26 protein-coding genes, 1 pseudogene and 1 other annotated feature (1 of these 28 cut by a window edge) are annotated in these 25,893 nt (G+C 35.1%); of the genes and pseudogenes, 20 read left to right on the top strand and 7 right to left on the bottom strand.

Translation table 11 applies throughout. The features are described from left to right. Window positions 1-151: a binding site (T-box leader), on the top strand; it begins 94 nt to the left of the window's first position. Window positions 152-218: 67 nt separating this feature from the next. The 4 genes from AC0KUU_RS17370 to AC0KUU_RS17355 all read left to right on the top strand — a co-directional run bounded on the left by AC0KUU_RS17370 (window position 219) and on the right by AC0KUU_RS17355 (window position 2,633). After that, window positions 219-1,448, top strand: coding sequence for an MFS transporter (locus AC0KUU_RS17370; RefSeq protein ID WP_162214438.1), 1,230 nt, complete (start codon window positions 219-221; stop codon window positions 1,446-1,448). Between the two features lie 84 nt (window positions 1,449-1,532). Beyond that, complete coding sequence (locus AC0KUU_RS17365) at window positions 1,533-1,949, top strand: DUF4275 family protein (RefSeq protein ID WP_241771403.1); 417 nt, start codon at window positions 1,533-1,535, stop codon at window positions 1,947-1,949. A 34-nt stretch (window positions 1,950-1,983) separates the two neighbouring features. Next, complete coding sequence (locus tag AC0KUU_RS17360) at window positions 1,984-2,226, top strand: DUF805 domain-containing protein (protein WP_237074484.1); 243 nt, start codon at window positions 1,984-1,986, stop codon at window positions 2,224-2,226. A 50-nt stretch (window positions 2,227-2,276) separates the two neighbouring features. Continuing rightward, window positions 2,277-2,633, top strand: a complete 357-nt coding sequence (locus AC0KUU_RS17355) for a DUF805 domain-containing protein (protein ID WP_043982754.1) — start codon at window positions 2,277-2,279, stop codon at window positions 2,631-2,633. A 71-nt stretch (window positions 2,634-2,704) separates the two neighbouring features. On the opposite strand, the gene AC0KUU_RS17350 is transcribed toward AC0KUU_RS17355, so the two are convergent. Beyond that, on the bottom strand, window positions 2,705-3,763 hold the full coding sequence (locus tag AC0KUU_RS17350; protein ID WP_322552177.1) for an LLM class flavin-dependent oxidoreductase: 1,059 nt from the start codon (window positions 3,761-3,763) through the stop codon (window positions 2,705-2,707). Between the two features lie 320 nt (window positions 3,764-4,083). Between AC0KUU_RS17350 and AC0KUU_RS17345 the strand changes: the two genes are divergently transcribed. The 5 genes and pseudogenes from AC0KUU_RS17345 to AC0KUU_RS17325 all read left to right on the top strand — a co-directional run bounded on the left by AC0KUU_RS17345 (window position 4,084) and on the right by AC0KUU_RS17325 (window position 9,313). After that, on the top strand, window positions 4,084-4,896 hold the full coding sequence (locus tag AC0KUU_RS17345; RefSeq protein ID WP_322552176.1) for an amino acid ABC transporter substrate-binding protein: 813 nt from the start codon (window positions 4,084-4,086) through the stop codon (window positions 4,894-4,896). 151 nt (window positions 4,897-5,047) lie between these two features. After that, on the top strand, window positions 5,048-5,851 hold the full coding sequence (locus AC0KUU_RS17340; RefSeq protein WP_043982758.1) for an SRA domain-containing endonuclease: 804 nt from the start codon (window positions 5,048-5,050) through the stop codon (window positions 5,849-5,851). 182 nt (window positions 5,852-6,033) lie between these two features. Continuing rightward, on the top strand, window positions 6,034-6,945 hold the full coding sequence (locus AC0KUU_RS17335) for an NAD(P)/FAD-dependent oxidoreductase (protein WP_322552175.1): 912 nt from the start codon (window positions 6,034-6,036) through the stop codon (window positions 6,943-6,945). A gap of 341 nt (window positions 6,946-7,286) precedes the next feature. Further along, window positions 7,287-7,619 (top strand): annotated as a pseudogene (locus AC0KUU_RS17330) (putative immunity protein); the annotation flags it as partial. A 338-nt stretch (window positions 7,620-7,957) separates the two neighbouring features. Next, the gene (locus AC0KUU_RS17325) at window positions 7,958-9,313 is read left to right on the top strand and encodes a TrkH family potassium uptake protein (protein WP_322552174.1); all 1,356 of its coding nucleotides are present in this window, start codon (window positions 7,958-7,960) and stop codon (window positions 9,311-9,313) included. A gap of 244 nt (window positions 9,314-9,557) precedes the next feature. Here AC0KUU_RS17325 and AC0KUU_RS17320 read toward each other — a convergent pair whose 3' ends face one another. Both AC0KUU_RS17320 and AC0KUU_RS17315 read right to left on the bottom strand, forming a co-directional pair. Further along, window positions 9,558-9,959, bottom strand: a complete 402-nt coding sequence (locus AC0KUU_RS17320) for a hypothetical protein (RefSeq protein WP_211079785.1) — start codon at window positions 9,957-9,959, stop codon at window positions 9,558-9,560. Continuing rightward, a complete protein-coding gene (locus tag AC0KUU_RS17315; RefSeq protein WP_061860303.1) occupies window positions 9,959-10,165 on the bottom strand; it encodes a helix-turn-helix transcriptional regulator in 207 nt (68 codons plus the stop codon). The genes AC0KUU_RS17320 and AC0KUU_RS17315 overlap by 1 nt, the downstream gene beginning before the upstream one ends. A gap of 331 nt (window positions 10,166-10,496) precedes the next feature. On the opposite strand from AC0KUU_RS17315, the gene AC0KUU_RS17310 reads away from it, so the two are divergent. Both AC0KUU_RS17310 and AC0KUU_RS17305 read left to right on the top strand, forming a co-directional pair. After that, the gene (locus AC0KUU_RS17310) at window positions 10,497-10,724 is read left to right on the top strand and encodes a helix-turn-helix transcriptional regulator (protein ID WP_226555534.1); all 228 of its coding nucleotides are present in this window, start codon (window positions 10,497-10,499) and stop codon (window positions 10,722-10,724) included. A 1-nt stretch (window position 10,725) separates the two neighbouring features. Next, window positions 10,726-11,076, top strand: a complete 351-nt coding sequence (locus AC0KUU_RS17305) for a DUF2178 domain-containing protein (protein ID WP_322552173.1) — start codon at window positions 10,726-10,728, stop codon at window positions 11,074-11,076. Window positions 11,077-11,198: 122 nt separating this feature from the next. Here the strand turns inward: AC0KUU_RS17305 and AC0KUU_RS17300 are convergent, their stop codons facing one another. After that, window positions 11,199-12,107, bottom strand: coding sequence for a hypothetical protein (locus tag AC0KUU_RS17300; protein ID WP_322552172.1), 909 nt, complete (start codon window positions 12,105-12,107; stop codon window positions 11,199-11,201). 336 nt (window positions 12,108-12,443) lie between these two features. On the opposite strand from AC0KUU_RS17300, the gene AC0KUU_RS17295 reads away from it, so the two are divergent. After that, window positions 12,444-12,773 carry a DMT family transporter gene (locus tag AC0KUU_RS17295; RefSeq protein WP_193421547.1) on the top strand — a complete coding sequence of 110 codons (330 nt, stop codon included), beginning with the start codon at window positions 12,444-12,446 and terminating at the stop codon, window positions 12,771-12,773. Then, a complete protein-coding gene (locus AC0KUU_RS17290; protein WP_098590711.1) occupies window positions 12,773-13,087 on the top strand; it encodes a DMT family transporter in 315 nt (104 codons plus the stop codon). Before AC0KUU_RS17295 ends, AC0KUU_RS17290 begins: the two co-directional genes overlap by 1 nt. 414 nt (window positions 13,088-13,501) lie before the next feature. On the opposite strand, the gene AC0KUU_RS17285 is transcribed toward AC0KUU_RS17290, so the two are convergent. Next, on the bottom strand, window positions 13,502-13,711 hold the full coding sequence (locus tag AC0KUU_RS17285; RefSeq protein ID WP_053488634.1) for a cold-shock protein: 210 nt from the start codon (window positions 13,709-13,711) through the stop codon (window positions 13,502-13,504). A 438-nt stretch (window positions 13,712-14,149) separates the two neighbouring features. On the opposite strand from AC0KUU_RS17285, the gene AC0KUU_RS17280 reads away from it, so the two are divergent. Both AC0KUU_RS17280 and AC0KUU_RS17275 read left to right on the top strand, forming a co-directional pair. Then, window positions 14,150-15,343: a cytochrome P450 family protein gene (locus AC0KUU_RS17280; RefSeq protein ID WP_473452812.1), complete on the top strand. Its 1,194-nt coding sequence runs from the start codon at window positions 14,150-14,152 to the stop codon at window positions 15,341-15,343. Window positions 15,344-15,519: 176 nt separating this feature from the next. Further along, complete coding sequence (locus tag AC0KUU_RS17275) at window positions 15,520-16,335, top strand: MerR family transcriptional regulator (RefSeq protein WP_322552170.1); 816 nt, start codon at window positions 15,520-15,522, stop codon at window positions 16,333-16,335. A 663-nt stretch (window positions 16,336-16,998) separates the two neighbouring features. Here AC0KUU_RS17275 and AC0KUU_RS17270 read toward each other — a convergent pair. Next, the gene (locus AC0KUU_RS17270; RefSeq protein ID WP_053488637.1) at window positions 16,999-17,556 is read right to left on the bottom strand and encodes a helix-turn-helix domain-containing protein; all 558 of its coding nucleotides are present in this window, start codon (window positions 17,554-17,556) and stop codon (window positions 16,999-17,001) included. 142 nt (window positions 17,557-17,698) lie between these two features. Here AC0KUU_RS17270 and AC0KUU_RS17265 point away from each other — a divergent pair, with 142 nt between their 5' ends. Then, window positions 17,699-18,916: an MFS transporter gene (locus tag AC0KUU_RS17265; protein ID WP_322552169.1), complete on the top strand. Its 1,218-nt coding sequence runs from the start codon at window positions 17,699-17,701 to the stop codon at window positions 18,914-18,916. 334 nt (window positions 18,917-19,250) lie between these two features. Here the strand turns inward: AC0KUU_RS17265 and AC0KUU_RS17260 are convergent, their stop codons facing one another. After that, window positions 19,251-19,664 carry an Lrp/AsnC family transcriptional regulator gene (locus tag AC0KUU_RS17260; protein ID WP_322552168.1) on the bottom strand — a complete coding sequence of 138 codons (414 nt, stop codon included), beginning with the start codon at window positions 19,662-19,664 and terminating at the stop codon, window positions 19,251-19,253. Window positions 19,665-19,781: 117 nt separating this feature from the next. Between AC0KUU_RS17260 and AC0KUU_RS17255 the strand changes: the two genes are divergently transcribed. The 4 genes from AC0KUU_RS17255 to AC0KUU_RS17240 all read left to right on the top strand — a co-directional run bounded on the left by AC0KUU_RS17255 (window position 19,782) and on the right by AC0KUU_RS17240 (window position 25,789). Beyond that, a complete protein-coding gene (locus AC0KUU_RS17255; protein WP_322552167.1) occupies window positions 19,782-20,543 on the top strand; it encodes an MBL fold metallo-hydrolase in 762 nt (253 codons plus the stop codon). 54 nt (window positions 20,544-20,597) lie between these two features. Next, window positions 20,598-21,014 carry an ester cyclase gene (locus AC0KUU_RS17250; protein ID WP_322552166.1) on the top strand — a complete coding sequence of 139 codons (417 nt, stop codon included), beginning with the start codon at window positions 20,598-20,600 and terminating at the stop codon, window positions 21,012-21,014. Between the two features lie 690 nt (window positions 21,015-21,704). Beyond that, window positions 21,705-22,910, top strand: a complete 1,206-nt coding sequence (locus AC0KUU_RS17245; RefSeq protein WP_322552165.1) for an MFS transporter — start codon at window positions 21,705-21,707, stop codon at window positions 22,908-22,910. 464 nt (window positions 22,911-23,374) lie between these two features. After that, window positions 23,375-25,789 (top strand): beta-glucosidase, encoded by a 2,415-nt coding sequence (locus AC0KUU_RS17240; RefSeq protein WP_322552164.1) that lies wholly within the window; start codon window positions 23,375-23,377, stop codon window positions 25,787-25,789. Window positions 25,790-25,893 lie beyond the last annotated feature (104 nt).

Raw genomic sequence — 25,893 nt, 5'->3', positions numbered from 1 at the left:
CTCTGAGCAGCGCACTGGATCTAACGTGATAGTGCGACGGCTGCTTCCGTTACAAAGCTAGAGTATAAGAGAAAGCCGTACTCGATAAGGTTTATATGGCGACATATGAACAAACTAGGGTGGCACCGCGATTCATAATCTCGCCCCTAAGACAAATGTCTTGGGGGTGGGATTTTTTTATTGATCGAAATCAATAGTGAAGCGGAGGCCTTTCTTTTATGAAAAATAAGCTGTTGTCTTGGAAATACCCGTGTTTATTACTGTTTGGAATTGGCATTAGCAATATCGGGGACTGGATTTATTTAATTGCTTTAAATGTCATGATGCTTGATATGACGAATTCGCCGCTTGCGGTTTCAGGGCTATACATGATAAAGCCGCTTGCTGCGCTATGTACAAATATATGGTCTGGAAGCTTAATTGACCGCATGAACAAACGGAAGCTTATGCTGTTTTTAGATTGGACGCGCGCGGGGATTATTGCTTGCTTTCCGTTTTTCTCATCCATACTGATCATTTATGTGCTGGTATTTATCATGAGTATGGCAAGTTCAATGTTTCGGCCAGCATCGATGGTTTATATCACAAAGCTTATTCCACGTAAAAAACGAAAAAGATTTAATTCGCTGCGCAGTTTGATTGATTCAGGCGGTTTTCTTATTGGGCCAGCCGCAGCAGGTGCGCTATTTATGATTGGAACGCCAGCGTTTGCCATTTATGCTACTGCTGCAGCGCTGGTATCGTCAGGAGTGGTTACTTTGTTTATGCCGAACCTGGATACAAAAACAGAAGTTAAAGAAAATAAGCTGTCTGTAAACACCATTCGAGAGGATTGGAAAGCGGTGTTTCGTTTCAGTAGAGCCAACAGATACATTATCACCATTTATGTATTATTCAGTTTCTTAATGGTCATGGCCACGGCAATTGATTCTCTTGAAGTTTCATTTGCAACAAAAGTCATTCCTTTGTCCGAAAGCGAATACGGATTTTTATTAAGCATAGCAGGAGCTGGCATTATGATTGGAGCAGTTGTGAATACACTGTTTGCTAAGAAGCTGTCGACGAACTTTCTCATAGGCGCCGGCAGTGTAGGGGTGTCGCTTGGTTATTTGCTGTATGCGTGTTCCTCTTCTTTTCAAACTATCGGAGCAGGATTTTTTAGCTTATCTTTTGCGTTAGCTTTTGCAAGTGCTGGTTTTCAAACCTTTTATCAAAACAGTATTCCCGTTGACATGATGGGTCGAGTAGGAAGTATATATGGACTGCTTGAGTCACTCCTGATCATTATCATGACTTTTTTATGCGGCATGGCTGCGCACATCTTTTCGATTCAGGAAGCTGTAATTGGTGGAAGCCTGGTTATGTTTTTAAGTACAATTGTATTGTTTTTGTGCACGTTAAAGCCGACGTTTTATAAAGTGAATTTGGTCAAAAAGCAAAGAATCTAACGCACGGGTACTAGTGGACAAATAAGCTAAGAAGCCGATAAAAAGAAATGAATACAGGATAAAGGATGGAAAAGCACAGTGAAAATGAAAGATGCGTTAAAGAAAGAAGGAATGTTTGTTAAAAAATTACCGAATCAAGGTGAATTCTTTCGAAAGCGATGGGAAAATGAATTTGCAAGTGCTTTAAGCGCATCGCAAAAAAAGAAAATTTATATGGACCAATTTTTGTGGCATGCGTTTAGCTATGAAAAGCTCCCTTGCTTGCAAGGAGAACAAGCGGTTCAAGCGTTCGAACAGCAAATAAAGAACGACTGTTATTTGCTGTTTGAGCATGATGAACGAGTGCTGCAGCTATCTAAATGTAAGTATCTAACAAGCGCTGATTTAAGTGAAAATACAAACATGTATTTAGAAGATTTATATGTGGTTGATAAAAACTTCACGTGGACTTATGTAATTACCCATGAAAGCTCATGTGAACCTTACTTTTACCGAACATAAGTGAAGATATGGCCTGCCGTGTTTATAAAGGTGTGTGCTTTCAGCTATTGAACTTATAACAGATATGCCTCCGTTTTTGCGTATAGTTTATCTTGTTGCAGTCCTCATTCCATCTCTTGCTGTGACGGCACGCCGACTGCATGACATAGGAAGAAGCGGCTGGTGGCAGCTCATTAGTATTATTCCGATTGCAGGAGTTATTTGTCTATTAATTCTTCTTTGTCTAAGAAGTGAGTCGCAGCTAAATCGTTTTGATGTACCTAATAAAGTTGCGTAGGACTTAAATGATTAGGTAGTTTAATTTAATAAATAAAGAGAGGGTTTGTCATGTACTGGTATATAAAAGCGTTAAAAAATTACGCGACGTTTCGAGGAAGAGCAACGCGTACGGAGTATTGGATGTTTACATTATTTGCTTATATCTTTACGCTTGTTCTATACGCCTTGGTTTTTATTGATTCAATTGCTCTACTTGTATCTATTTTAATATTGCTCTATGGAGTAGCAATGATTCTGCCTTCACTTGCTGTTACTGTTCGCCGGCTGCATGATACAGGAAGAAGCGGCTGGTGGTATTTAATTAACTTTGTTCCAGTTATCGGAGGCATTTGGCTGCTCATCTTACTTTGTCAAAGAAGCGAAGTAACAGCCAATATTTACGATACAGACACGCAGGCATCTTAACCAGAGTAGTTTATTAGTTTAAAAGTTAATAAACTAATAGACAAATTATTTTTAGCTAAAGAAAACTCCTGTTAAAAAGGAGTTTTCTTTTTTTTATTTTCCCACACGCTGCTGGGAAGTTCTTTTCGAAGAACAGGTGCAATATCATCTGCAAAGCGCTCTAGCTGTTCGCGCTGTTCTGCTTCGCTTAGACCGTCTACGCTGATGCTCAGCACTTCGTTTCCATAAGCATGGTGATAGTCTATTATTTTTTCAATGATTTGCTCAGGGCTTCCTACTAAAGCAGGACCATGTTGAACGATATCTTCTAGTGATGTGAACGGCGATTGATTATGTTTGGCTGCTTCTGTATTGCTAAAGGCGTTATAATACGGGCGATAGCGGCGAATCGCTTCTTCCGCTGTATTAGAAATATAGAGGCTACTCGCCCCCGAACCGACGATGGCCTTGCGTGGGTCATGGCCATAATAAGCCAAACGTTCGCGGTAGTGGTCAATCAGCGCTTTATATTTAGCCTGAGGATGGAAGGAATTAGATGAAAATAGCGGCTCTCCGTATTTAGCCGCCAGTTCTGTAGACAGCGGGCTTGACGCGCTTCCATGCCAAACGGGAATAGAAGTTTGAAACGGACGAGGCTGAGTCGTAACGTTTGTCAAAGGCGAACGATAACGGCCGCTCCACGTGACATTTTCTTCTGTCCAAAGCTGTTTTAAAAGAGCGTATCTTTCAGCAAGAGATTCCCATTGTTCTTCTTCTGTAATACCAAAAAGCGGATAATGACGCGGGTCATTGCCTTTTCCGATAATCAGTTCAAGGCGTCCACCCGATAGGTGATCAAGCGTTGCATAATCTTCAGCTACTCGTACAGGGTCTAAAATACTTAGAACGGTAACGGTCGTAAGGAGACGGATGTGTGACGTTTTAGCCGCAATTGCACTTAAAACAACAGGAGGAGAAGAAGACAAAAAAGGAGTTCCGTGTCTTTCGCCGACTCCGTAAGCATCAAAACCTAACTTTTCTGCCAGCACTGCTTGATTTAACACATGCTGAAACTTTTCTTGAGCAGTGAATATTTCTCCAGTAACCGGGTTCGGGATGTTTTGAATAAGACTAAATAAAGCAAATTTCATACGTTTTACCTCCAAAAGATAAAATGGTAGACGACAATAAAAAAAGCAAACGTACACGCATTATCGTGTCCATTTGCCTCCAGTTGACTGGTAGATATGTAGGTTCAATGTTTTATTAGTTGTATCTTAAGCGGTAGACACCGGGCTGTCAAGATAATCTTTTTCTAAAAACCTACTTGATTTATCGGTTAACTAGTATTATGATGTGAATAATCTTACACGAAGTAAGCCCACTGGTTAACCAGAGGCTCTTGATGAAGCAGCTGCTTCATCAAGAGCCTCTTTTTATTACATAATATAGGGATTTAGGGGAGGAACGTATGAAAAAATATTGGCTGTTTTTACTTTCAATTGTAGTAGCTGTGAGCGTGGCAGGATGCGGAACAAACGCATCTTCAAGTGCAGGAGAAAAGAAAGAAAAAGATGTTCAAACGATTGTGGTTGGAACAGGCACTCAGTTTCCTAATATTTGCTTTATCGATGATAAAGGCAAACTGACCGGCTATGATGTAGAAGTAGTAAGAGCAATCGACAAAGAGCTAAAGGATTATAAATTTGAATTTAAAACGATGGAATTTTCAAATCTGCTTCTCAGCTTAGAAAGTAATAAAATTGATATGATTGCTCATAACATGGCTCAGAACGCTGAGCGAAAGAAAAAGTTTTTATTTAATGATGAAACATATAATTATTCTCCGCTTTATGTAACAGTTCCTCAAAATCGAAATGATATTCATTCATTAAAAGATTTAGAAGGTAAAAAAATGATTGTAGGAGCTACAAGCAATGCGGCTGTCTATCTAGACAAATACAATCAAAAACACGGCAATAAAATCGATGTAGTTTACGCCGGTCAAGGTGCGGATGATGCCACAACTCAATTAAAAACAGGCCGGGCAGATGCTACGCTTGCGACACCATTTTCCATCGACTTTAGCAATCAAGCGCTGAAATTTCAGCAAAAAACGGTTGGAGATATCGTGATTAATTCAAAAGTATATTTTATGTTTAACAAAAAAGACGAAAAGTTAAAGTCGGAAGTCGATCAGGCGATTAAAAAGCTGAAAAAAGACGGTACATTAAAAAAACTCAGCACAAAATGGCTAGGAGAAGACTATACGGTGCAAAATTGACTATCGCAAAAAAGCAGCTGCCCATACAGCTGCTTTTTTTGTATGATATAAATCCAATAGATAGAAGAAACGATCTGCAAAGAAAACAAAAATTAGTGTATAGTAGAGCTATAAGTACTATAAAAGCAGGACCGCAGTAGGAGGCAATTCATTGATTACGGATTTACAGCGCGGAGATTTCTTTCAAAAAGGACATCGTTATCGCAGAAAACAAATTCATAAGCTTTATAAAGGACAGGAACAAAGCGAAATATCAACGCCGAAAGCGCATCCATATATTTTTATTTTCACAAAAGAAAGCGGAAGTGAATACGGAACAGGACACGGGTGGAACAGAGATAAAACCGCTTTTTTCTATACAGGAGAAGGCCAAAGAGGATCGATGCAGCTCATTAAAGGCAATAAAGCGCTTCGTGAACATTTCTTATCAGGAAAAGCCGTTTACTTGTTTCACTACGTGGAGCCTGGAGTAGTAGAGTTCATTGATGAAGTGACGTATATTAATCATCAATTAGAAATCATGTGGGACTCAGACGGAGAGCTTCGTGAAGCTATTATTTTTGAACTTGAACGAAATCCTGTGATTGAGGAAAAAGCAGCAAAGCTGGATGTTTCACCTTATTCAACTGAACAGCTTCGCCATATAGCATTAGGAGAAGAAAAAAAGACAAGTATTTACGAACAAACGGCCGCTCTTAAACAATATGTTCACAAACGCGCAGCAGGTATTTGTGAAGCCTGCGGAGAAAGCGCGCCGTTTATCGCAAAAGATGGAAGCTCCTTTTTGCAAATGTACTATCTTTCAAAGCTTTCAGAGAGCGGATTCGCTAAGCCAAAGGACGCTGCGGCACTATGTCCCAACTGTTATAGTCGTCTACGCTACGGGAAAGATAGTGAAGTATATAAAGAAGAGCTGATTACTAAAATTAATGAAAAAGAAGCAAAAAATGAGTGATATCGTCTTTCTTCATTTTATAAAAAACCGTCTCTAGGCAGGGCAGCTGCCGAGGCGGTTTTTTTGTATGTAGAATGACTTCAAAAAATAAAGGCAATAAAGCGTATAAAAATAATGGAAAAACAGATAATGAAAAACTGAAGCTTTTGTTTAGAAAATAGTAAAAGTTGGGGTGATGTGCTGTGGCAGACAAGTATGACTGTGTCATTATAGGTGGAGGAATTGCAGGACTTCAAGCCGCTATTCAGCTTGGAAGATATAAGCGCAGTGTATTGGTTATTGATTCAAACGATGGCCGTTCCAATCTTTGCAAAAATTATCAAAATATATTGGGATGGCCTGAGGGAATAAGCGGGCAAACTCTAAGAGAAACGGGAAGGCAGCAAGCAAAAAGCTACGGCATTCAATTTGCAGAAGAGCGTGTCCTTCAGTGTGAAAAAGAAATAGAAGGGTTTAACGTCATTACAAACTTTGCGAACTACGAAGCAGCTACTTTACTGTTTGCGACGGGAGTCGTAGACCGGATTCCGCCTGAACTTCAGCAAGAGCTATATCCGTGCATGGGAACAACCGTATATGTATGTCCCGACTGCGATGGGTATGAAGTAAATAATAGAAGGGTATTAGTACTAGGGTCAGGAAAAGTAGGAGCCAGTTTATCTCTTACGTTAACATATTGGACAAATGACATTACGTACATTAATCACGACAAAAAAGAAATTGGACCTTTAGCAGATACCTTGATGCAAAAGGGCATTACCTATAAAGAAGCGGCAATAAAAAAAGTCATAGCTGAAGCAGACATGTTAAAAGGAGTTATCCTCGAAAACAATGAATTTATCTATGGAGAAAGAGGTTTTTTAGCGTTCGGAGGAAATAAAGTTCGAACAGAATTAGCGCATGAGCTCGGAGCAGAACTTCTAGAAAATCAGCACATTATCGTAAATCCGCGTACAAAAGAAACAAATGTTTCAAACGTGTGGGCAGCAGGAGACATTGTAGCTCATTCTGAACAAGTGACGGTAGCGATGGGAGAAGGTTTACAGGCAGCTATTTGGATACACAAACGCTTGTTAGAGCTTTATGAAAAATAATTGGTTTTTATCCGTTTCTGCACACGCTACATTCTGAGTGGGAAAAGTCGATTTTTAGTGTTTTTTGTAATAAAACTCTGTACAGTATTCTGTGTTCAATAACCTTTCTTATTCTATTTTATATTACAATCGAATAAGAGAAAAATAAGAAAGAGTGATAATAGGTGTTTATTGGATATGCACGTGTATCAACAGGATTATAAAAATAAAAGGTATTTTCTACAAATAGAAAATACCCCCCCGTTGGTTGCTACATTAAAAAGGTTAGGTTTGTTATAGCGTGACTTTATTTACCTGATAGCATGGATGATTTAGGACAATAAAAAGGATTAGATTTTCTCGATGACCATTTAAAAAATGAACTATGTATAAATTTGAGAATAGAAACTTTGCAAAAACGAATAGAAGAAAGTATTAGAGCTTTTGATTTACGAAAAGTTGGATTTATTGTAAATGAATTGGCTAAAGACTCCAAATCTGACGTTAGTAAATATTCTGCACGTTCATTTGCCCAAGCCATAGCAACAGGACATATGAGAAGACAGGCAATGGTTAGCAGTGACTACGCAATAAAGGTAACAAATCTTCTAACACATAACTCCTTAGATTCCTCAACAAAGGAAAGGGTAAGGCAATTAAAGATAATAGATGAATTGTTAGAATCGCCAAGCTGATAATCAACCATAAGAAACAAGGACACTATGTTTTATTCAATATAGTGTTTTTCTTTATTCAAAAAATCAACAATAAAGTTTAACAGAGCCTTATAAAACTATTATTTTTATAAATTAGTTTGTTATTTTACTCCTTTACATAGAAGATGTGATCTTTTTATTTTTAATAAATTTTATCTTATTTAAAGTATATTAACATTAGATACTTTATTATTTACTTAATGTAACGTACTTTCTGAGAAGATAGGAAGGTAATAAAAGTAATGACCATCTTTTGAAATAAATGGGTATGATATATAATAAATCTTTAATCAAAACATTTTGAAGGGAAATGTAATATGAAAATTTCTAAGTCACGTAAAAAACATAAAGTGAAGCATCTGGAACCTGCAAGTATCTTGTTCGTGGGGTTTTTAGGATTAATATTGCTCGGCACCGGCTTATTAATGATTCCTGCTGCTACAAGCGATAGACATCATCTAAGCTTTATTGATGCTCTTTTTGAAGCCACTTCTGCTGTATGTGTAACAGGCCTAGCCGTGGTAGATACGGGGACAACATTTACTTTATTTGGACAGCTCATTTTGCTTGTACTCATTCAAGTTGGTGGCTGGGGATTCATGACTATTGGTATACTCATGTTTATTGTACTAGGTAAAAAAATAGGATTACAACAAAGATTAATACTTAAGGAATCTCTAAATGCTTTTTCGCTACAAGGCGTTATTGCATTAGTCCAACGTGTTGTGCTAATTACATTGGCTGTGGAAGGTATAGGAGCGCTTATCCTAGCTATTCGTTGGTCCCAAGAAATGAGCTGGGGAAAGGCTATTTATTATGGCATATTCCATTCTATCTCTGCTTTTAATAATGCAGGATTTGGTTTGGAACCAGATAATTTAAGCAAATGGGTAGGAGATCCAACCGTAAATATTATGATTACGTTACTTTTCATAATAGGAGGGACTGGATTTTTTGTCATAGCAGACATTTTTCAGAAACGAAACATAAGAAAGTTTTCTCTTCACACTAAAATTGTATTAGTTTCAACTATCCTACTAAATGCCGTGAGTACACTCATTATTTTTACTCTAGAATATCATAACTCTCATACTTTAGGTCAATTAAGCATGGGGGATAAATGGTGGGCAGCTTACTTTCAGGGTGTAGTTCCTCGTACTGCTGGTTTTAATACCTTGGATATCGGGGCGCTCACATTGCCTTCAAAAGTGTATATGATGGGTCTTATGTTTATTGGAGCGGCTCCAGGTTCAACAGGCGGTGGAATTAAAATAACTACGTTTGTCTTAATATTGTTTGCTTTATGGTCAGTATTGACAAATAAAGAAGAGATTAATGTTTTTCGACGCCGAATTCCTAAATCGCTTGTGTATAGAGCTTTTTCTATTGCTACTTCTGGCATTATTTTTGTTTCTATTATTTTCTTTCTACTCACAATCACAGAAAAAGGTATAGACATGTCTACCCTTTTGTTTGAAACGTTCTCTGCTTCTGGAACAGTTGGATTAAGTGCTAACTTTACAGGAGATTTAAGTCCTATAGGCCGAATTCTGATTACAATTATGATGTTTATTGGCAGAGTGGGACCTCTTACCATTGGCTTTGTACTTGCGATTCGTTCAAACAAACAATCTAAAATTAGGTATGCAGAAGAAAAGATTCTTATTGGTTAAAAATTTATTTTAAATATATAATTTGGTCAACATATTCATGATTTAGGCACAAGTAGCCTAAACCACGAATATCTCTTTTTATTATAAACAAACTACTCAAGGTGCTGAGAATTATCTTCGATCTAAATCTCATTAACCTGTAGAAAAACTCCCTATTTATTGGAGGGAGTTTTTTCTAATTTTAAACTGTATATGATTTTAGTTAACATAAAACACGTTATATGAACTAAAAAGCCTAGAAACATTATCTATAACGTCTGGCAGAAAAGAATTGAACAATTGGAAAGATAACCAATGCCAGACATAACGCTGCAAACAAAGAAACATTTCCAAAGTCATTTTTTCTTACGAAAATAATACGATCCAAAATCCAAAGAATGAAAAGACCTATAGTTAAGATATGGTAGCTTCTTTTAGCACTCATCGTAGCAATTTTCTTACCCATCTCATCTTTTTGAATTTGTCGATCAAATCCCCACGTAGCAAGTTGACATAAAGTAGTAATAACCAAAACTATTGCTATAACTCCCGTTACACCTAATCTAACTCCATCTTTAAAATCTGTTATATAAATCGTATACAATGCAAAAGCGCAGCTTAGTAAAATAATGGCAGTCCATACATAATTATTTTTTACATTTTTCATTATAAATTCCCCCTGTTTTTGTATAAAAATAATTCATCTACACTAACATTCAAATTTCCTGCTAACTGAAATGCTAGCTCTAAGCTTGGATCGTACTTGTTATTCTCAATCGCATTAATCGTTTGTCTCGATACATTGCATGCATTAGCTAGCGCTTCTTGAGATAACTTTTTAGATTTCCTTAGTTCTTTGATTCGATTATCCATACTATCAACCCACCCCTAAAATGTAAAAAACATTTTACATTCATAGTATATGGTAATATTTTCATTATGTCAAACATCTTTTACAAAATATCTACTTTTTAATATATATAGCATACAAGTTTAGTTAACATAATGTGGTTTATAGACAGTGAGAAAGAATTTATATTTTCGATTAAAAATGTAAAAAAGGGTTAGATTCCTCGCTAAGAGTCTAACCCTTTTTATTATCATTAATTGTATAATAATATTTATCTTTTGTATAAGTTTACTTTACCTTTATATAAGTTTGTTGTATTATTTGTTTGTAGTCAAAAAAAGGAAGGTGATTACATTGAAAGAAAAAAATGGTGACTACGTTGAAAATAAAGTGTATGAGCACCGAGTTTTAAAAAGAATGTCTCAAAAAGAATTGGCTGACGCTGTAGGGGTATCCAAACAAACCATATATGTGATGGAGAAAAATAATTATTCTCCTTCTCTCGTTCTAGCTTTTCGAATAGCTAGTTTTTTCGACGTAGATGTTAACGATATTTTTAATTATGTGGGAGGGCGTGATTGAAATGATAACTGATAAAATAGAAAATGCCGTCTTTTATCCTTTGAAAACCTGGACAGAACAATCAAATAGTAACTGGAATATGCTGATTGGTATTGGACTTTTATCGCTTATAATCGCAATAATTTTGGTATACGTATTTCAAAAAAAATTGGGGATGAGTGTGTCTGACGAAAGAACCAACCAAATAAATTTAAAAAGTGCCCTTATTATGTTGTGTGGAATTATTTTATGCGATCTCATTTTTCCAAAAGAGTATATGTGGCAAATTTTCTTCTTATTTAAATATTCCCTCGCATTCCTTGCTGCAGGTATATATCTTGCTGTTCGATATAAAAAGGATTTCTTAAACTAAAGAATTTTGTACACCATATTCAGAATTTGTTAGCATATTGTGCATTATAGGAAACGACAAAAACCCACTTCAGAATCTCATCTTATTATGAAGTGGGTTTTAATTAATATATAGCGTGACTTTTAAATTTTAGTGTTAGCAGAATAGAGATCAACTACGTTAGGAACGCTTTTGTAAACAGAATTAGCATAATCCTGAAGTTTTTTTAGAAAAAGTAGAATCTCTGTACCTTCCATTTTGGCATGAGTAAGATGAAAAATGTTATCTTTCCCAATATTAAGCTCATCTTCTGATAAATATAAAGGCAACGTTCGGAATACATACCAGGGATAATAAAGAGAGAAGAATGTTTCTCTAAAATAAATTCCATTTTCACCAATAATAATACCGTCTGTCTTCTTTAAAGGAAACGTACATAAAAAAGCAACAATCTCTTTATTAGGTTGTAAATTAAAATACTTTATTATTTTCTTTTTCAAATCTGAAGGAATATGCTGATTTACTAACAGACCATTATTAGGCTCAAAAGCTTCTTCATATTTCTCAAATAATGTACTTATGTTCATTAAGTCATTATACGTTAAAGAAGAAAATACATTGTGCGGTTGTACAAGTAATTCGTAAGAATATTCGTTTAAGAAATCTCTTATACTTGTCAAAAGTTCTATAAACAATGGGATTGGATACGTATTTCCTCCACCTATTAAGCATGCTTTTCTATTGTCGAAATGAACTTCGACATTATTTTGAACTGTAATCTGATTGACTTTGCCAAATTCAGTCCATTCAATATTGTCTAATTCACCACTTAGATTTTTCCACCTTAACCCCTTATCGGTAAAACACACACCGATTTTCCCTGATCCAAATATCGTACAGTCGAGAAAAGCAAACACTTCTTCATTATTTGAAATGTTAAACCTTTTATTTACCTTGGATAAAATAGAGAGAGGAATTTCTTCAATGAAAAATTTGTCTTGTTGATACCTTGAACATAAGTCAGTTAAATAATTAAATTTTATATTATGCATTTAAATAATCCCCGTTCGTTTTTAATAAACATTTCCAATATCTATTAAATTATAATTTTTACCTTTTATTCCATTTAAAAGTAAAATATAAGCGAATTAAAATGCATAATATATTCATTTCTAGTTAACATAAAACGTACTCTAGGAACCAACCATAAAAAAGAACCCTTGTCACAAGGGTCCTTTTTTATCTCGACGTTTTTAGTTTATTTCAAATTTTAATTATCATTCAAACTACTGAAGAACGGTGAAATGGTGTGATCACTTTCCTTTTGACAGTTTCTTGAAGTTAGAATATAATGAATGACAGTCAGTCATCTTTGGGGAGTGAGTAAAATGAAATGGTTATTGGTCGTTATTGCTGGGATTTTAGAAGTTTTATGGGCTTCAGGTCTTAAGTATGCCGATACACTTTTAGAATGGATTATCACCTTTATTTTAATTTTAGTAAGCTTTATTATACTAATTTATTCATATAAAAAGATTCCAGTTGCCGCAGCCTATACTGTATTTGTAGGCATCGGAACGGCAGGAACTTATCTTATGGGGGTCTACTTAGGTGAGCCTTTCTCTATTACACAAATTATCTTTTTATTAATTTTACTAACAGGAATTGTCGGAATGAAAACATTTACTAACGAACACGAGAGCAGGGGTGAACAATGATGGCCTGGGCATTATTAATATTAGCTGGTATTGAAGAAGTTATTGCTACAATTGCAATGAAGTATATGGATGGTCTTAAAAAGAAGGGGCCATTGTTCGTTATGGTCATTGGTTTTGCTTTTTCTTTTTATTGTTTATCTAATGCTATGCGCACACTTCCTGCTGGAGTCGCTTATGGAGTATGGACAGGTGTTGGGAGTGTAGGAATTACTTTAACAGGCATCTTATGGTTTAAAGAAAAATTAGGAATTTATCAACTTATATCTCTTTGTTTTATTTTAATAGGGGTGATTGGTCTAAAAATGGCTAGTTAATTATTAAGCTAGATTCTATAATGAAATTCAATATTTCATCTCATTTGAAGATTGCTTATAAAATAAACACCAACTTAGAACTGAATAGATTTCTAGTTGGGCGTTTATTTTACATAATACCTCTTAAAGGAACCAAACAAGCAGAAGAACCCTTGGGGAAGTATACTTAATTAGAAAAATGTAGTCTTTATAAAAAAATATGTTATTATTTATTTACTAATATTTCTACCTCATGACAAATATTAGCTATAAAAAGGAACCTCGCTTGCCAATTGTCGAGGTTCCTTTTTATTTTTTCTACAAACTATAATAGTATGCGACCTATTTTAGACTAATGATCAAAATAACTTTATAAAGCCAAATAAGGAAACAGAATAACCTGTTGCCTTTTAAATAATAGATGATCTTAGGAAATTAGTGTAGGACCCGTACACGTACTGCTTCTAGACCCCTTTGACCTGTTTCTATGTCAAAAGAAACCTTTTGACCTTCTCTCAGATCTGCATAACCATTCCCTTCAATAGAGCGATAAGAAACAAAAATCTCAGTTTCATCTTCTGTTGTAATAAAACCATATCCCCTATTAAAGTTGTACCACTTAATTGTTCCATTTTGTCTTCCCATATAATCTTCCCCCTAAATTATCAGTCTTTTTATATTGTATAATATTTGTATTATATCGAGGAATTTAATGGGGAAAATTGAATTGTATCTTTATTATTAAGTCTGGTTTTTCTGATCTATAAAATTAACGTAAATTCATTTTCCTTAATACACCTACCGTAAAAACATATGTTTACGGACTATGAATTTAAATAATAAGAAACTTTCACTAAAAAATGAATCCTTTCCAATTTTGTACAGCAAGCTCAAAATTTAACCTAATGGAACCTTCCATAAAAAATAAGATTGACTCTCCTCTTAGGGTAGACATTAAAATTAAGTTAGAAATTGAGAGAAGGGGTGTTTGGATATAGGTTATATTATGCCGTGAGGTTGGAAAAGTGTTTACCCGGAAATAAAGCAGCTTATTAGTACGAGGGAGTTTAGAAAGGGAGGGCAATGTTTATGGATATAAAATCACTTGATTTGTTTTCACAACAGTTCCACCAAAACCCTTATGATTATTATAAGAAAATTCGTCCACACCAACCTTTTGCAAAAGTGAAGATGCTTAACGAAGGACACAGTACATGGATGGCTTTTACGTATAAGGCAGCAGAAACCGTATTAAAAGATAATAGGTTTATAAAAGATATGCGGACCGTTTTTCCTGATGAAATGACGGATGAGAATTTACCGCCAATCGCTCAAAGTATGCTTTTTGTTGACCCGCCAGATCATCATCGTTTACGCAGCCTAGTACAAAGTGGTTTTACACCCAAAAGGATTGAGAAGTTAAGGGGGCGTATTGAAGAAATTGCAAGAGAACAGGCTAAGCTTATGAGTAACAAGGGAACAGTTGATTTTATCAACGCTTATGCTTTTCCGATTCCAATTAGAGTCATTTGTGAATTACTTGGTATTCCATCTGAAGATCAGCTTGATTTCCAGCGCTGGTCCAACGCATTGGTGGATATAAATGATGATTCTGAGTATGACAAAGTCAATATGGAATTTATGGCTTATTTGGAGAAATTGACAGAACAAAAGCGTGTTTCTCCTGAAGAAGATTTAATGTCGTATTTAATTCAAGCTGAGGAAGGGGGAGAACGGCTGACCGTAAGCGAATTGTATGGAGTTATCATGCTTCTTATCGTGGCAGGACATGAAACGACCGTTAATCTCATTGCTAACGGTTTACTGGCCCTGCTTACACATCCAGAGCAACTTGCGTTGCTAAAAGCAGATCCTTCCCTTGTCGCTCAGGCTATTGAGGAATTGCTACGTTTTAATGGGGCGGTTGAGTTCAGTACAGACCGTTGGGCGAAAGAATCCTTTACGTTTATGGGTCAGCAGGTTGAGAAGGGGGACCACGTTATTGTTTCACTTGCATCAGCTAATCATGATCCGGCGGTGTTTGCAAAACCTGGTACTCTTGATATTACAAGAGAGAAAAGTCCGCATCTTGCATTTGGTAAAGGTCTTCACTACTGTCTAGGTGCCCCACTAGCTCGAATTGAAGGAGAAATTGCCATTCGGGTTTTGCTCGAGGAATACCCAGATATTACTCTTGCAGCTGAACTGTCTGAACTAGAATGGCGACAAAGTCTTATAATTCGTGGTTTAAAACAGTTACCTGTTAAGCTCTTTTAAGGGGATATATTAGGATTGACCCAGTTGAAGGTATTTATCAACTGGGTTGTGTCAGAGTATTACAATATGAAATTTAATGAACACCTACCTGTATCTTTTAATTGGAGTACTTTCTATTTAAAACCTGTCAATATCATAATTATTATGACGAATTAGGATTTTATACGAGGGGTAATATGAAAAAAAGGTCTAAACTATATTCTATAGGTGAAACTTCCAAACTTAAGAATTTATCCATTAAAGCGTTAAGATATTATCATAAGGAAAAAATACTTATGCCTGCATATATTAATGAGAGTACTGGCTATAGATATTATTCTGCTGAACAATTTATCCATATTGATATTATTAAGGCTGGACGTCAATTAAATGTGAGTATTGAAGAAATGCGAAAGATTTTTTCTTCTGCAAATACTGAAGAATTGCTATATTTCTTAGAGCAAAAGAAGAAGGATATTGATGCACAAATAAATCAATTAAACTCTGTTAAAAATAAAATCAATATTCTCAGGAAAAGAATCGATGATTCATTCAATATAATAAATGATGAGGATTTTAAAGTAACACATTTTCAAGAACGTTACTTGATGACTACACCTTCTACTGAAGTAACAGAGTCATCGGATTTACTAGATTATTCGACTTTAGATTGTTTAATGGAGGACTATAAAATAAAAAGTATTTATGAAAGTGGAACTCTATATTATATTGATGAAATAGGTCATCCAACACCAACATTTGTTTTCGAATTAATAAATAAAGAGGATTATCTTAAAAATAAAGATTTGTTCTCTATACTTCCCACAGGAAATTACTTAACTTTGTCCTACACAAATAAAAATCGAAATGAGAAAATGCTTCAATTAAAGAACTTTATACTTGAAAACAAATTACATGTAATTCACTGTTTAGAATTATATCTATTTACCGATATTTTTGATGTAAATGCGTTTTCCTGTCAACTCCAGGTTTATATAAAGGAATACAATTAGGAGTGGTCTTGTAGTTTTAACAAACATGTCATTTCTGAAGAATAGACGACCTTTTGGTCGTCTATTTTTTAAAGTTGGTCTTAAGAATAACAAAAAGATTCTTTTTTTGTAGAAAAGGCCCATATTTGTCGTCATCTTGAGTAAATGGTAAAACTATTCTTTTTGTAACAGAGTTTATCTATTTACTTCTATGTATAGAATACATTTATTTTTTATTTTAAATTAAATTTATGTTACAGAAAACATAGTGGCGTTAAATGTTTAGAGTTTTTCCGTGCGGTTATCATTAATGTAAAAATTTCTCAAGAGGAAAGTAGAGGGTAGGTTGGTACATGATAACAATTAAAAATCTGTACTTTTCGTTAGTAAGAGTAATAAGTTTTCACATCTGGAGCATACTACTCATGAAGTGTTTAAATTCTAAAATGCAAGGATCTTATCTACGTACTATTTAACCTAAAAAAACTACTGACACACATATGCCAGTAGTTTTTTATTTGTTTTACTCTCTGAGGACAGTCCCGTATAAGAATCCTTAGCTTTTTTATCCCCAATGAGAGATATTATATTAGCTATAAATGTATGTACTGTACGTTATAACTTAATCTCTCATGATAAACCGCCTGTAAAATAATTTTTGATCAGCGAGACTGGCCCCTTCATTCATGGATTTTTATAGGTTAAGGAAATCATTAAATATACTGACTCATGAGAATAGTTTATATACGTATGAAGCTCTTCACTATTAAATTTAATAACATCCCCCTGATTTAACTGATGTATCTTCTCTCCTACTTGTATCTCCAATTGACCGTTTAACACCATGACCATTTCTTCAGAACCTGGTAAATGAAACTCGCTGTGCCGACTGTCAGGTGCGATGCGTACTCGACACCATTCAGTCGTTCCATGTGCTCTAAATAATGGATTAACAACCCAATTATTATTTTGCTCAAACAAATAGTGACCGTCTTTAAAACGGTAAACTTCTATGTTTTCATCAAAAGTTAATAAATATGTTAGAGGGATGTTTAATCCTCTACATATTTTCCAAAGGATATTAAGTGTGGGATTGGCTTCCCCTCTTTCAATTTTCACCAACGTTAATTTACTAACATCACTTATATTCGCTAACTCTTCAAGACTAATGTTTTTATCTCTACGAAGTTCTCTTAGATTAATTCCTACCTGACTAGACAAGTTAATATTTTCCTCTTTCACTTTTTCACGCCTTTCATATTGATTTCACCAAAACGGTATACTATAATATACAAAACAGTTAATTATAATAAAATTATGATACAGAAAATTTATTATAGTATACCAAAGTTATATCAGTATTTACAATGAGAGGTGTTTTTTTATGAAAGAATCAAAAAAAATTTATACGATATGGAGTATTTTTGCTTTATTTGTTATCTCCATGAACTTACGAGCTTCTATCACATCAGTTTCTCCAGTTTTAAAAAATATTCAGATAGACTTACAAATGTCTAGTATCGTGGTTAGTCTTCTGACTGCTATTCCTGTTTTTTGTATGGGTATTTTTGCTCCTGTTGCTGGAAAGCTTAGTAATCGATGGGGGATAGAATTGACGATTGCATTATCGGTATTATTAATAGGTGTGTCAACAGCATTGCGCTTCTTTTCGAACTTTTCTTTCCTTTTGTTAATGACTGCAGTATTAGCTGGAATTGGTATTGCGATTGCAGGACCGCTTATTTCTGGATTTATTAAAGAACATTTTCCTAAATATTCATCTTCTATGATTGGCGTATATTCAGCTGGAATGGGGGTTGGAGCTTCTTTAAGCGCTGGGTTGGTTGTACCAGCTATGTATTCTTTTCATAATTCTTGGAACGCTGCTTTATCTATTTGGGCGTTATTTGCTGTAATAGGTATAGTGGTATGGATTCCAATTATCAAAAAGTCTAGTTTAAAAGGGAAAAAAGAAGGAAAATCAATCAATACAAAAAATCAGTTGCCTTGGAGCAATCGATATGTTTGGCTTCTTATGATCATTTTTGGACTTCAATCTGGTGTGTATTATTCTCTTGCAACATGGTTAGCTCCAAAAGTACAAGAAATGGGCTTTAGTGCCACATATGCAGCAACAGTAGCTACTGTTTTTTCAATTACACAGATGATTTTTAGCTTTATTATCCCTATTTTAATTAATAATAGTTTGAATAGAAAACCTTGGATTATCCTATGTGCTTTATTTTCCTTTGTTGGTATCATCATGTTAATAACCGGAAATATCTCGCCTATTATTAGTGCGATTCTAATAGGAATTGGTACAGGAGGATTATTCCCATTAGCCATGATTCTGCCTTTAGATGCTACATCTACACCAAGGGATGCAAGTCAATGGAGTGCAATGATTCAATTTGGTGGTTACATTATCAGTGGAGTTACCCCTATGTTTGTGGGAGCTATAAAAGATATAACAAACACATATAACATTGCATTTTTTGTATTACTATTTATTTTAGCTACACTTATGTTATTAACTTTAAAAGTCAGAACAAAAAAAGTTTCTAATCTTCATTTAAATGAGGTAAAAACATCAAATATGTAATATTTTAATTAATTACCCTTTTTTATAAAAACCAATTTTAAAGCTGCTGGAAAAGAGTCCATTTTGATTAGTCTTTCCTTCAAAATGGATTCTTCTTATTAATCGTAAAATATGGGCTTTTAAGGTGTTTCAATCAAAATTCACTTCTAGGCTAGACCCCTTATTAATCATTTATCTATCTCAAAAGCTAAGATTTTGAGGCGATTAATAGACAAGTGTTTCTGGGGTGGTAAGAACAGTCTGTAAAAGTACACGTTTGTACTTACCATAATGTGCGTTCTCGGTACTAAAAAAGCCTTATATTTCTATATAAGGCTTTTTCTAATATTATTTATTACAGCTTTTTAATAATAGTGGATATCTTATAATTCGCAAACTCATTTAAATTCTCTAGAAATTCATTTAAATATTCATTAGATGGAAATCTACATTCAAGCAGATAGCATCCATCTCCACTAATTTTATAGTTGTTTAGAATGAATTGATTTTGTGTTTTTACAAATGAGAGAAATGGGTGATGATGGATGTCATTTAAATAGATATTAATAAAAGCATGCATAAAACACCCTAGCTTTTCTTGATTTACTGTAATTGAATATCTTTCAATTACATCATTATCTTCTAATTTTGCTACCCTAGACGCAGCTGCTTGACCAGTCAAATGGACTTTCTCACCTAATTCTTTCATGGTGATTCGACTATTTTTAGACAGCTCACGTAAGATACTCATATTAGTATGATCTAACATATTTTCAAATCCTTTCAAAAATCAAGTCAAACGACCAAAAGACTTGATTTTATCTATATATTGCTCCACTGGACATAGTATAAGCTATACGTAGATTAAAGAAAAGGAGAGGGTAAGATGAAAATTAACCAAATTCGTAATGCAACAATCATTGTTGAGTATGCAAATAAAAAGTTTTTAATAGATCCAATGTTAGCTGAGAAAGGTACGTACCCACCTTTCCCAAACTCTGCAAGACAAGATCAAAAGAACCCTGTAGTTAGTTTACCTACATCCGTTGAAAATATTATTAAAGATATCGATGCAGTCATTGTTACTCACTTACATTTAGACCACTTTGACGAGGCAGCGCAAAGAATATTAACAAAAGATATTAAAATGTTTGTTCAAAATGAAGAGGATGCAACAGAAGTGAGAAACGCCGGTTTCCAAAATGTAGAGGTATTACAAGAAGATACAGTCTTTGAAGATATTCGATTGATTAAAACAAAAGGGGAGCACGGCAGAGGAGAGATATTAAAACTTGCTGGTTTAGTATGTGGTGTGGTCTTCAAACACCAAAGTGAAAAAACATTATATGTAGCTGGAGACACGGTATGGTATGACGAGGTTCAAAAAGTTATTGATACACATAAACCAGAAATCATTGTTGTAAATGGTGGAGATAATCAATTCTTTAAAGGTGGCTCTCTTGTCATGGGAAAAGAAGATATCTACAAGGTGTACAAAGCTGCCCCTAATTCCCAAATCATTATAGTCCATATGGAAGCAGTAAACCATTGGAACTTATCAAGAGAAGAATTAAAAAGCTTTATTAACGAAAAAGGAACGGCGTCTAATGTTTCAGTACCAGATGATGGTGAATCATACACGTTTTAAGCCGAAAATAGACAAACATGGTTGTTATCATGTTGGAAGAGAGGAGAAATCATCATGTCAGTTGAAACGAATAAAGAATTAGTGCGTCGTTTTTATGAAGCCATTCAACAAGAGAACTATGAGGCATTGAAAGAATTCTGCCATAAAGACTTTGTCTTTTATCCACAAGTGGATACGCCGTTTTATGGCGTAGAAGGTTTGATAGAATCAGAAAAGAAAAACTTTGATGCGACTTCCAACTTCAAAATGCCTCTTAAAGCTATGGTAGCTGAAGGCGATCAAGTAGCCGTTTATTTTATATTCGAAGGTACCCATACAGGTATACCGTTTGGTGGTATTCCTGCAACAGGAAAAAACGTTAAATTTTCTCTTATGATACTTCTAAAAATTGTTGATGGCAAAATTATTGAGAAAAGAGCTCATTTTGATCGATACGACATTCTAAAACAACTGGGTGCTAACTTATTATAGTACCCTAATGGTGAGCTGGATTGCAGGTTATAATGTTATTTATTACCTCTTGTATTTTATTTTTAAGTAAAAATAATAGAGATATTTTAAAAATAAAAGAACTTCCTTTGCGATCATAACGTCTTTCTTTTCACAAGAAAGGTGTTTTAACAACTTAAAAAGGGTGTCCAGAAAAATAACTTTTGGACACTCTTTTTTCATTATGCTTTATTTTGTGGTTTGGTATAAGTATTTCCAACGGATAAAAGATCAATATATCCTATTTATGGAAAAAATAAGAAGGAGTACAGGACTTGTTTTTGCCGTAAATAGAGGCTTATGAACAGCATCGTAACATTCTAAAACACTTAATTTCTACAATTGGTAATCGATCTTTTCTAAAAAATGAGCAGTTAAAGTTTTGGCTATGTATGTCCTTTTTTCGTCAAAAAATCTTGCGAAAACAATTGATATCGAATAGAAGGTACAGTTGGTACTAGTAAGTAAATTTCAGAATTGGATCAATGCTAAAGTAATAGCCGAAGATGCAGCAAAAACGCCGACCTCCGTCTTCTTAGAAGTGATGGATTCCATTATGCGCCTATATATGGAAATGATAAGAAACGACTCAAGGGAAAATTAGAAGTTTCTTGGACAGTTTTTTGAAGAGGTATTTCACAACAATGATCATGCAGAAAGAGATGTTGATATATGAAGAAAACAATAAAAGAACAGAAATTGATATTAATTATACTTTTAAGCAATATATTCATTGCATTTCTAGGGATTGGACTCATCGTCCCTGTTATGCCGTCTTTTATGGATATCATGCATTTATCAGGTAAAACGATGGGCTATCTTGTTGCTGTATATGCGATGGCACAACTGCTTATGTCACCATTTGCAGGACGCTGGGTTGACCGGTATGGCAGAAAAAAAATCATTATAATTGGTTTATTCCTTTTTGGTGTTTCAGAACTTATCTTTGGTTTAGGTACGAATATATGGGTGCTTTATATATCAAGAATTCTAGGAGGAATAAGTGCCGCCTTTATTATGCCGGGCGTTACTGCATATGTTGCAGATATTACATCTGTTCAAGAACGTCCAAAAGCGATGGGGTATATTTCTGCCGCCATTAGTACTGGCTATATTATAGGACCCGGCATCGGCGGCTTTATTGCAGAATACGGTATACGCATGCCCTTCTTCTTTGCGGCAGCCATTGCCATTTTAGCATGCATCCCATCAATATTTATTTTGAAAGAAGAGCCGCCAACAAAGGAAAGGATTATAGGTATTTCTGCTAATACAAAGCAAACAAACTTTATAAATGATATAAAAAGATCACTTAATCCACGTTACTTTATTGCATTTATGATTGTGTTTGTGCTCGCTTTCGGTTTATCAGCCTATGAAACTATTTTTAGCCTATTTTCTGATCATAAGTTCGGCTTTACACCAAAGGACATTGCCGCCATTATTTCAATAAGCTCAATCTTCGGCGTGATTTTCCAAATTTTTATGTTTGGAAGAATGGTAGATATACTTGGTGAAAAGAGACTGATTCAATTATGTTTAATTACAGGTGCTATCTTGGCGGTAGTATCTACCGTGATCTCTGGTTTTTTGCCGGTGTTGGCGGTGACTTGCTTCATCTTCCTTGCATTTGACTTGCTTCGTCCTGCATTGACGACATTATTATCAAAAGCTGCTGGGAAAGAGCAAGGATTTGTTGCGGGAATGAATTCAACCTATACGAGCTTAGGGAATATCGTCGGACCAATGATGAGTGGAATATTATTTGACATAAACATCCACTACCCTTACCTTTTCTCTGCGGTTATTTTGGGCATTGGTTTTAGTATTACAGTAATGTGGAAAGAAAAACAATTGATAGAAAGCTTAGAGGAATAATTAGAAAAGAGTAGGACGCTTTGACGTCTGCCCCCCCTTTTAGAAAAGCTCTCTATATCGAACTGCCTTATAAATGTTAGATTGATATCTAACATTTATGGGGTTTTTTTATGGCTAATTTTACACCTATAAAAAAATAAACAAGCTATTCAACACAGTTTAAAATAGATGTACTAAATTATGTACATGAAACGAGTACATCCTCTATCTATTGATACGGATGCGATTTTTAATATTTCTTCTGACTGTTCTTAAACAGTTACTCTAACTAATATAAGCAAATCTGTAGGGTTCAATACATATTCAAATACTTTCAAAAATCAAGTGGAACGCCCAAAAGACTTGATTTTATCTATGTGTTTGCTAGATAAATGGTGCTAATATTCAAATAATAGAAGTGTTTAAAAAGAAAAGTGGTTGGTGATTTTTGTAAACGCTTTAATATCACACAAAGGGGTAATAACATGTTAAAAAAACTCAAAAAGAAAAAAAGAAAAAGTTTGTTGGTTCTACCACTTGCTTCAGGAATTGCTTTATCAGGAATTAATGCCGATTTTGCTATTGCAGCTGATGACCCGTCACAAAGAGTGAATGAGTCTTCAAAACAAGATAACCATAAAAATGTGCAACAAGAGGAAACTCTAAAGCTTGTGGATGAGGAGTCCATCGATGCTGTGGTTACAGCGATGACATTGAAGGAGAAAGCTTCTCTAGTTGTGGGTGGAAATAAGGAAGAAGTAACGTCAGGAAACGGGGAGATAATTGGAACACAAGCCACTAAGGTTCCAGGCGCCGCAGGGCAAACTCAAGCAATTCCACGTTTAGGAATTCCTTCTATTGTTTTTGCTGATGGGGCAGTGGGAGTAAAACTTGACCCGACCCGGCCGAATGATAATCATAAGTACTACGCTACGAAATTCCCTTCTCCTAGCGTTCTTGCCTCAACATGGGATACAGAGCTTGTTAAAGAGGTGGGAGAAGCAGAAGCTAGGGAACTAAAAGCATATGGAATTGATTTATTTTTAGCGCCTGGCATGAATAATCAAAGCTATCTCTTAAATAGGAGAAATTATGAATATTTCTCAGAAGATCCTGTCGTTACTGGTAAAATGGCTACTGCATTTGTTAAAGGGGTTCAAGGGAATGGCGTCGGAGCAACTATTAAACATTTTGCAGCCTTTAATCAACGCACAAACCTTAATGTGGATGCGATTGTGAGCCAAAGAGCATTGAGAGAAATTTATTTAAAAGGCTTTGAAATGACAGTTAAAGAAGCTAAGCCGTGGGCTGTCATGAATTCGTATAACAAAATAAACGGAACCTACGCAACTGAAAACAAAGAGCTCTTGAGAAATGTATTAAGAGAAGAGTTTGGATTTAAAGGATTCACAATGACAGATTGGGAAACTGGAGAGAGAGATCGAACCAAGCAAATGAACGCTGGCACGAATTTATTAATGCCTGGGACCGCAACCACTTCACAACAAATTATTGATGCTGTGCAAAGTGGTACACTAAATGAAAAAGTTCTTGATCGTAACGTAAAGGACCTTCTTCAGGTAATTGTAAAAACGCCAAGTTTCAAAGGTGAGCAACCTTCAAATAATCCCGATCTTAACAAAAATGCAAAAGTAGTACGAAAAGCAGCTGCGAACGCAATGGTATTACTAAAAAATAAATCAAATACATTACCAATCACGAAACACACTAGTGCATCTATATTTGGTACTCCGCAAATTGAGACATTAACCGGTGGCCGAGGAAGTTCTACAGTTTATACCGAACCAGGAAGAATTATAGGAATTCCAGATGGTTTGAGAAATGCAGGGTTTGAATTAAATGAAGGCTTAATTAATAAATACAGAGAATATGTTGCGAACTTAAGGTCACAGGGCCAGTATAAAGGTACACCTGGAGATTTCGGTACACTTGGACCGAAATTACCGGAAATGGATATTACCGAAGAGGCTATCGCCGCAGCTAAGAACACGGATGTAGGCATCATTGTTTTATCGCCAGCCTTTGGAATTCCTGCCCAAGATCGTGCAAAAGAGGATTTTTACTTATCTGAAACACAACAAGATATGATCAATAAAGTGTCTACTGCCTACCATGCCAAAGGCAAAAAGGTTATTGTTATTTTAAATACAGAAGGACCATTAGAAGTCGAAAGCTGGAAGGATAAAGTGGATGGAATCCTTTTATCCTGGCAGCCAGGTCAAGAGATAGGGAATGCTGTTGCAGATGTGATAACCGGCAAAGTGAACCCATCTGGGAAGCTACCGCACACCTTTCCAAAGGACTATAAAGATTTAACTTACGCAGATAGGTTCCCTGGAACGGGCGGAAATTATGTATATAAAGAAGACATTTATGTTGGCTATCGCTACAATACGACTTTCAACGTGAAGCCATCCTATGAGTTTGGTTATGGTCTATCTTATACAGATTTTGACTATAGCAATATTAAAGTGACCAACACCAGAAATTTTAAAGATAAGATTATGGTCCATGCAACGATAAAAAATACAGGAAATGTAGCAGGTAAAGAAGTAGTGCAGGTGTATGTATCAGCTCCTGATGGAAAGCTTGAAAAACCTGAGCTAGAGTTAAAGGCATTCACGAAAACCAAGGAATTAAACCCAGGCAAAAAAGAAAATGTGAAATTCGAGCTTGATGCAAAAGATCTTGCATCATTTGATGAGAATTTATCCGCATGGGTTGTTGAAAAAGGCACTTACAAAGTAAAAGTAGGAGCTTCTTCCGCAAATATTAAAGGAACTGCTACGTTCAAAGTTGATAAAGATATGATAGTAGAGAGAGTAAGCGATGTATTAGAGCCACAAATAAAATTTGATCGTTTATCTAAATTCAACTAAACATTCAAGGCTTTTCACCATACTAACAAATGAAAAACTAGCTTCTATATCATATGAATTTTAGGATAACGCAGGTTAATGATGAGAGAAGTATCAAAACTACA

This window comes from Priestia sp. ST2, assembly GCF_055810735.1.
This window is presented reverse-complemented; position numbering and strand designations above follow the sequence as displayed.

Excerpts from the sequence above, each read along its gene's own strand:
- AC0KUU_RS17370 (WP_162214438.1), top strand. The coding sequence starts at position 219 with ATGAAAAATAAGCTGTTGTCTTGGAAATACCCGTGTTTATTACTGTTT.
- AC0KUU_RS17365 (WP_241771403.1), top strand. The coding sequence starts at position 1,533 with ATGAAAGATGCGTTAAAGAAAGAAGGAATGTTTGTTAAAAAATTACCG.
- AC0KUU_RS17355 (WP_043982754.1), top strand. The coding sequence starts at position 2,277 with ATGTACTGGTATATAAAAGCGTTAAAAAATTACGCGACGTTTCGAGGA.
- AC0KUU_RS17350 (WP_322552177.1), bottom strand. The coding sequence starts at position 3,763 with ATGAAATTTGCTTTATTTAGTCTTATTCAAAACATCCCGAACCCGGTT.
- AC0KUU_RS17345 (WP_322552176.1), top strand. The coding sequence starts at position 4,084 with ATGAAAAAATATTGGCTGTTTTTACTTTCAATTGTAGTAGCTGTGAGC.
- AC0KUU_RS17325 (WP_322552174.1), top strand. The coding sequence starts at position 7,958 with ATGAAAATTTCTAAGTCACGTAAAAAACATAAAGTGAAGCATCTGGAA.
- AC0KUU_RS17320 (WP_211079785.1), bottom strand. The coding sequence starts at position 9,959 with ATGAAAAATGTAAAAAATAATTATGTATGGACTGCCATTATTTTACTA.
- AC0KUU_RS17315 (WP_061860303.1), bottom strand. The coding sequence starts at position 10,165 with ATGGATAATCGAATCAAAGAACTAAGGAAATCTAAAAAGTTATCTCAA.
- AC0KUU_RS17305 (WP_322552173.1), top strand. The coding sequence starts at position 10,726 with ATGATAACTGATAAAATAGAAAATGCCGTCTTTTATCCTTTGAAAACC.
- AC0KUU_RS17300 (WP_322552172.1), bottom strand. The coding sequence starts at position 12,107 with ATGCATAATATAAAATTTAATTATTTAACTGACTTATGTTCAAGGTAT.
- AC0KUU_RS17295 (WP_193421547.1), top strand. The coding sequence starts at position 12,444 with ATGAAATGGTTATTGGTCGTTATTGCTGGGATTTTAGAAGTTTTATGG.
- AC0KUU_RS17290 (WP_098590711.1), top strand. The coding sequence starts at position 12,773 with ATGGCCTGGGCATTATTAATATTAGCTGGTATTGAAGAAGTTATTGCT.
- AC0KUU_RS17285 (WP_053488634.1), bottom strand. The coding sequence starts at position 13,711 with ATGGGAAGACAAAATGGAACAATTAAGTGGTACAACTTTAATAGGGGA.
- AC0KUU_RS17280 (WP_473452812.1), top strand. The coding sequence starts at position 14,150 with ATGTTTATGGATATAAAATCACTTGATTTGTTTTCACAACAGTTCCAC.
- AC0KUU_RS17275 (WP_322552170.1), top strand. The coding sequence starts at position 15,520 with ATGAAAAAAAGGTCTAAACTATATTCTATAGGTGAAACTTCCAAACTT.
- AC0KUU_RS17265 (WP_322552169.1), top strand. The coding sequence starts at position 17,699 with ATGAAAGAATCAAAAAAAATTTATACGATATGGAGTATTTTTGCTTTA.
- AC0KUU_RS17260 (WP_322552168.1), bottom strand. The coding sequence starts at position 19,664 with ATGTTAGATCATACTAATATGAGTATCTTACGTGAGCTGTCTAAAAAT.
- AC0KUU_RS17255 (WP_322552167.1), top strand. The coding sequence starts at position 19,782 with ATGAAAATTAACCAAATTCGTAATGCAACAATCATTGTTGAGTATGCA.
- AC0KUU_RS17250 (WP_322552166.1), top strand. The coding sequence starts at position 20,598 with ATGTCAGTTGAAACGAATAAAGAATTAGTGCGTCGTTTTTATGAAGCC.
- AC0KUU_RS17245 (WP_322552165.1), top strand. The coding sequence starts at position 21,705 with ATGAAGAAAACAATAAAAGAACAGAAATTGATATTAATTATACTTTTA.
- AC0KUU_RS17240 (WP_322552164.1), top strand. The coding sequence starts at position 23,375 with ATGTTAAAAAAACTCAAAAAGAAAAAAAGAAAAAGTTTGTTGGTTCTA.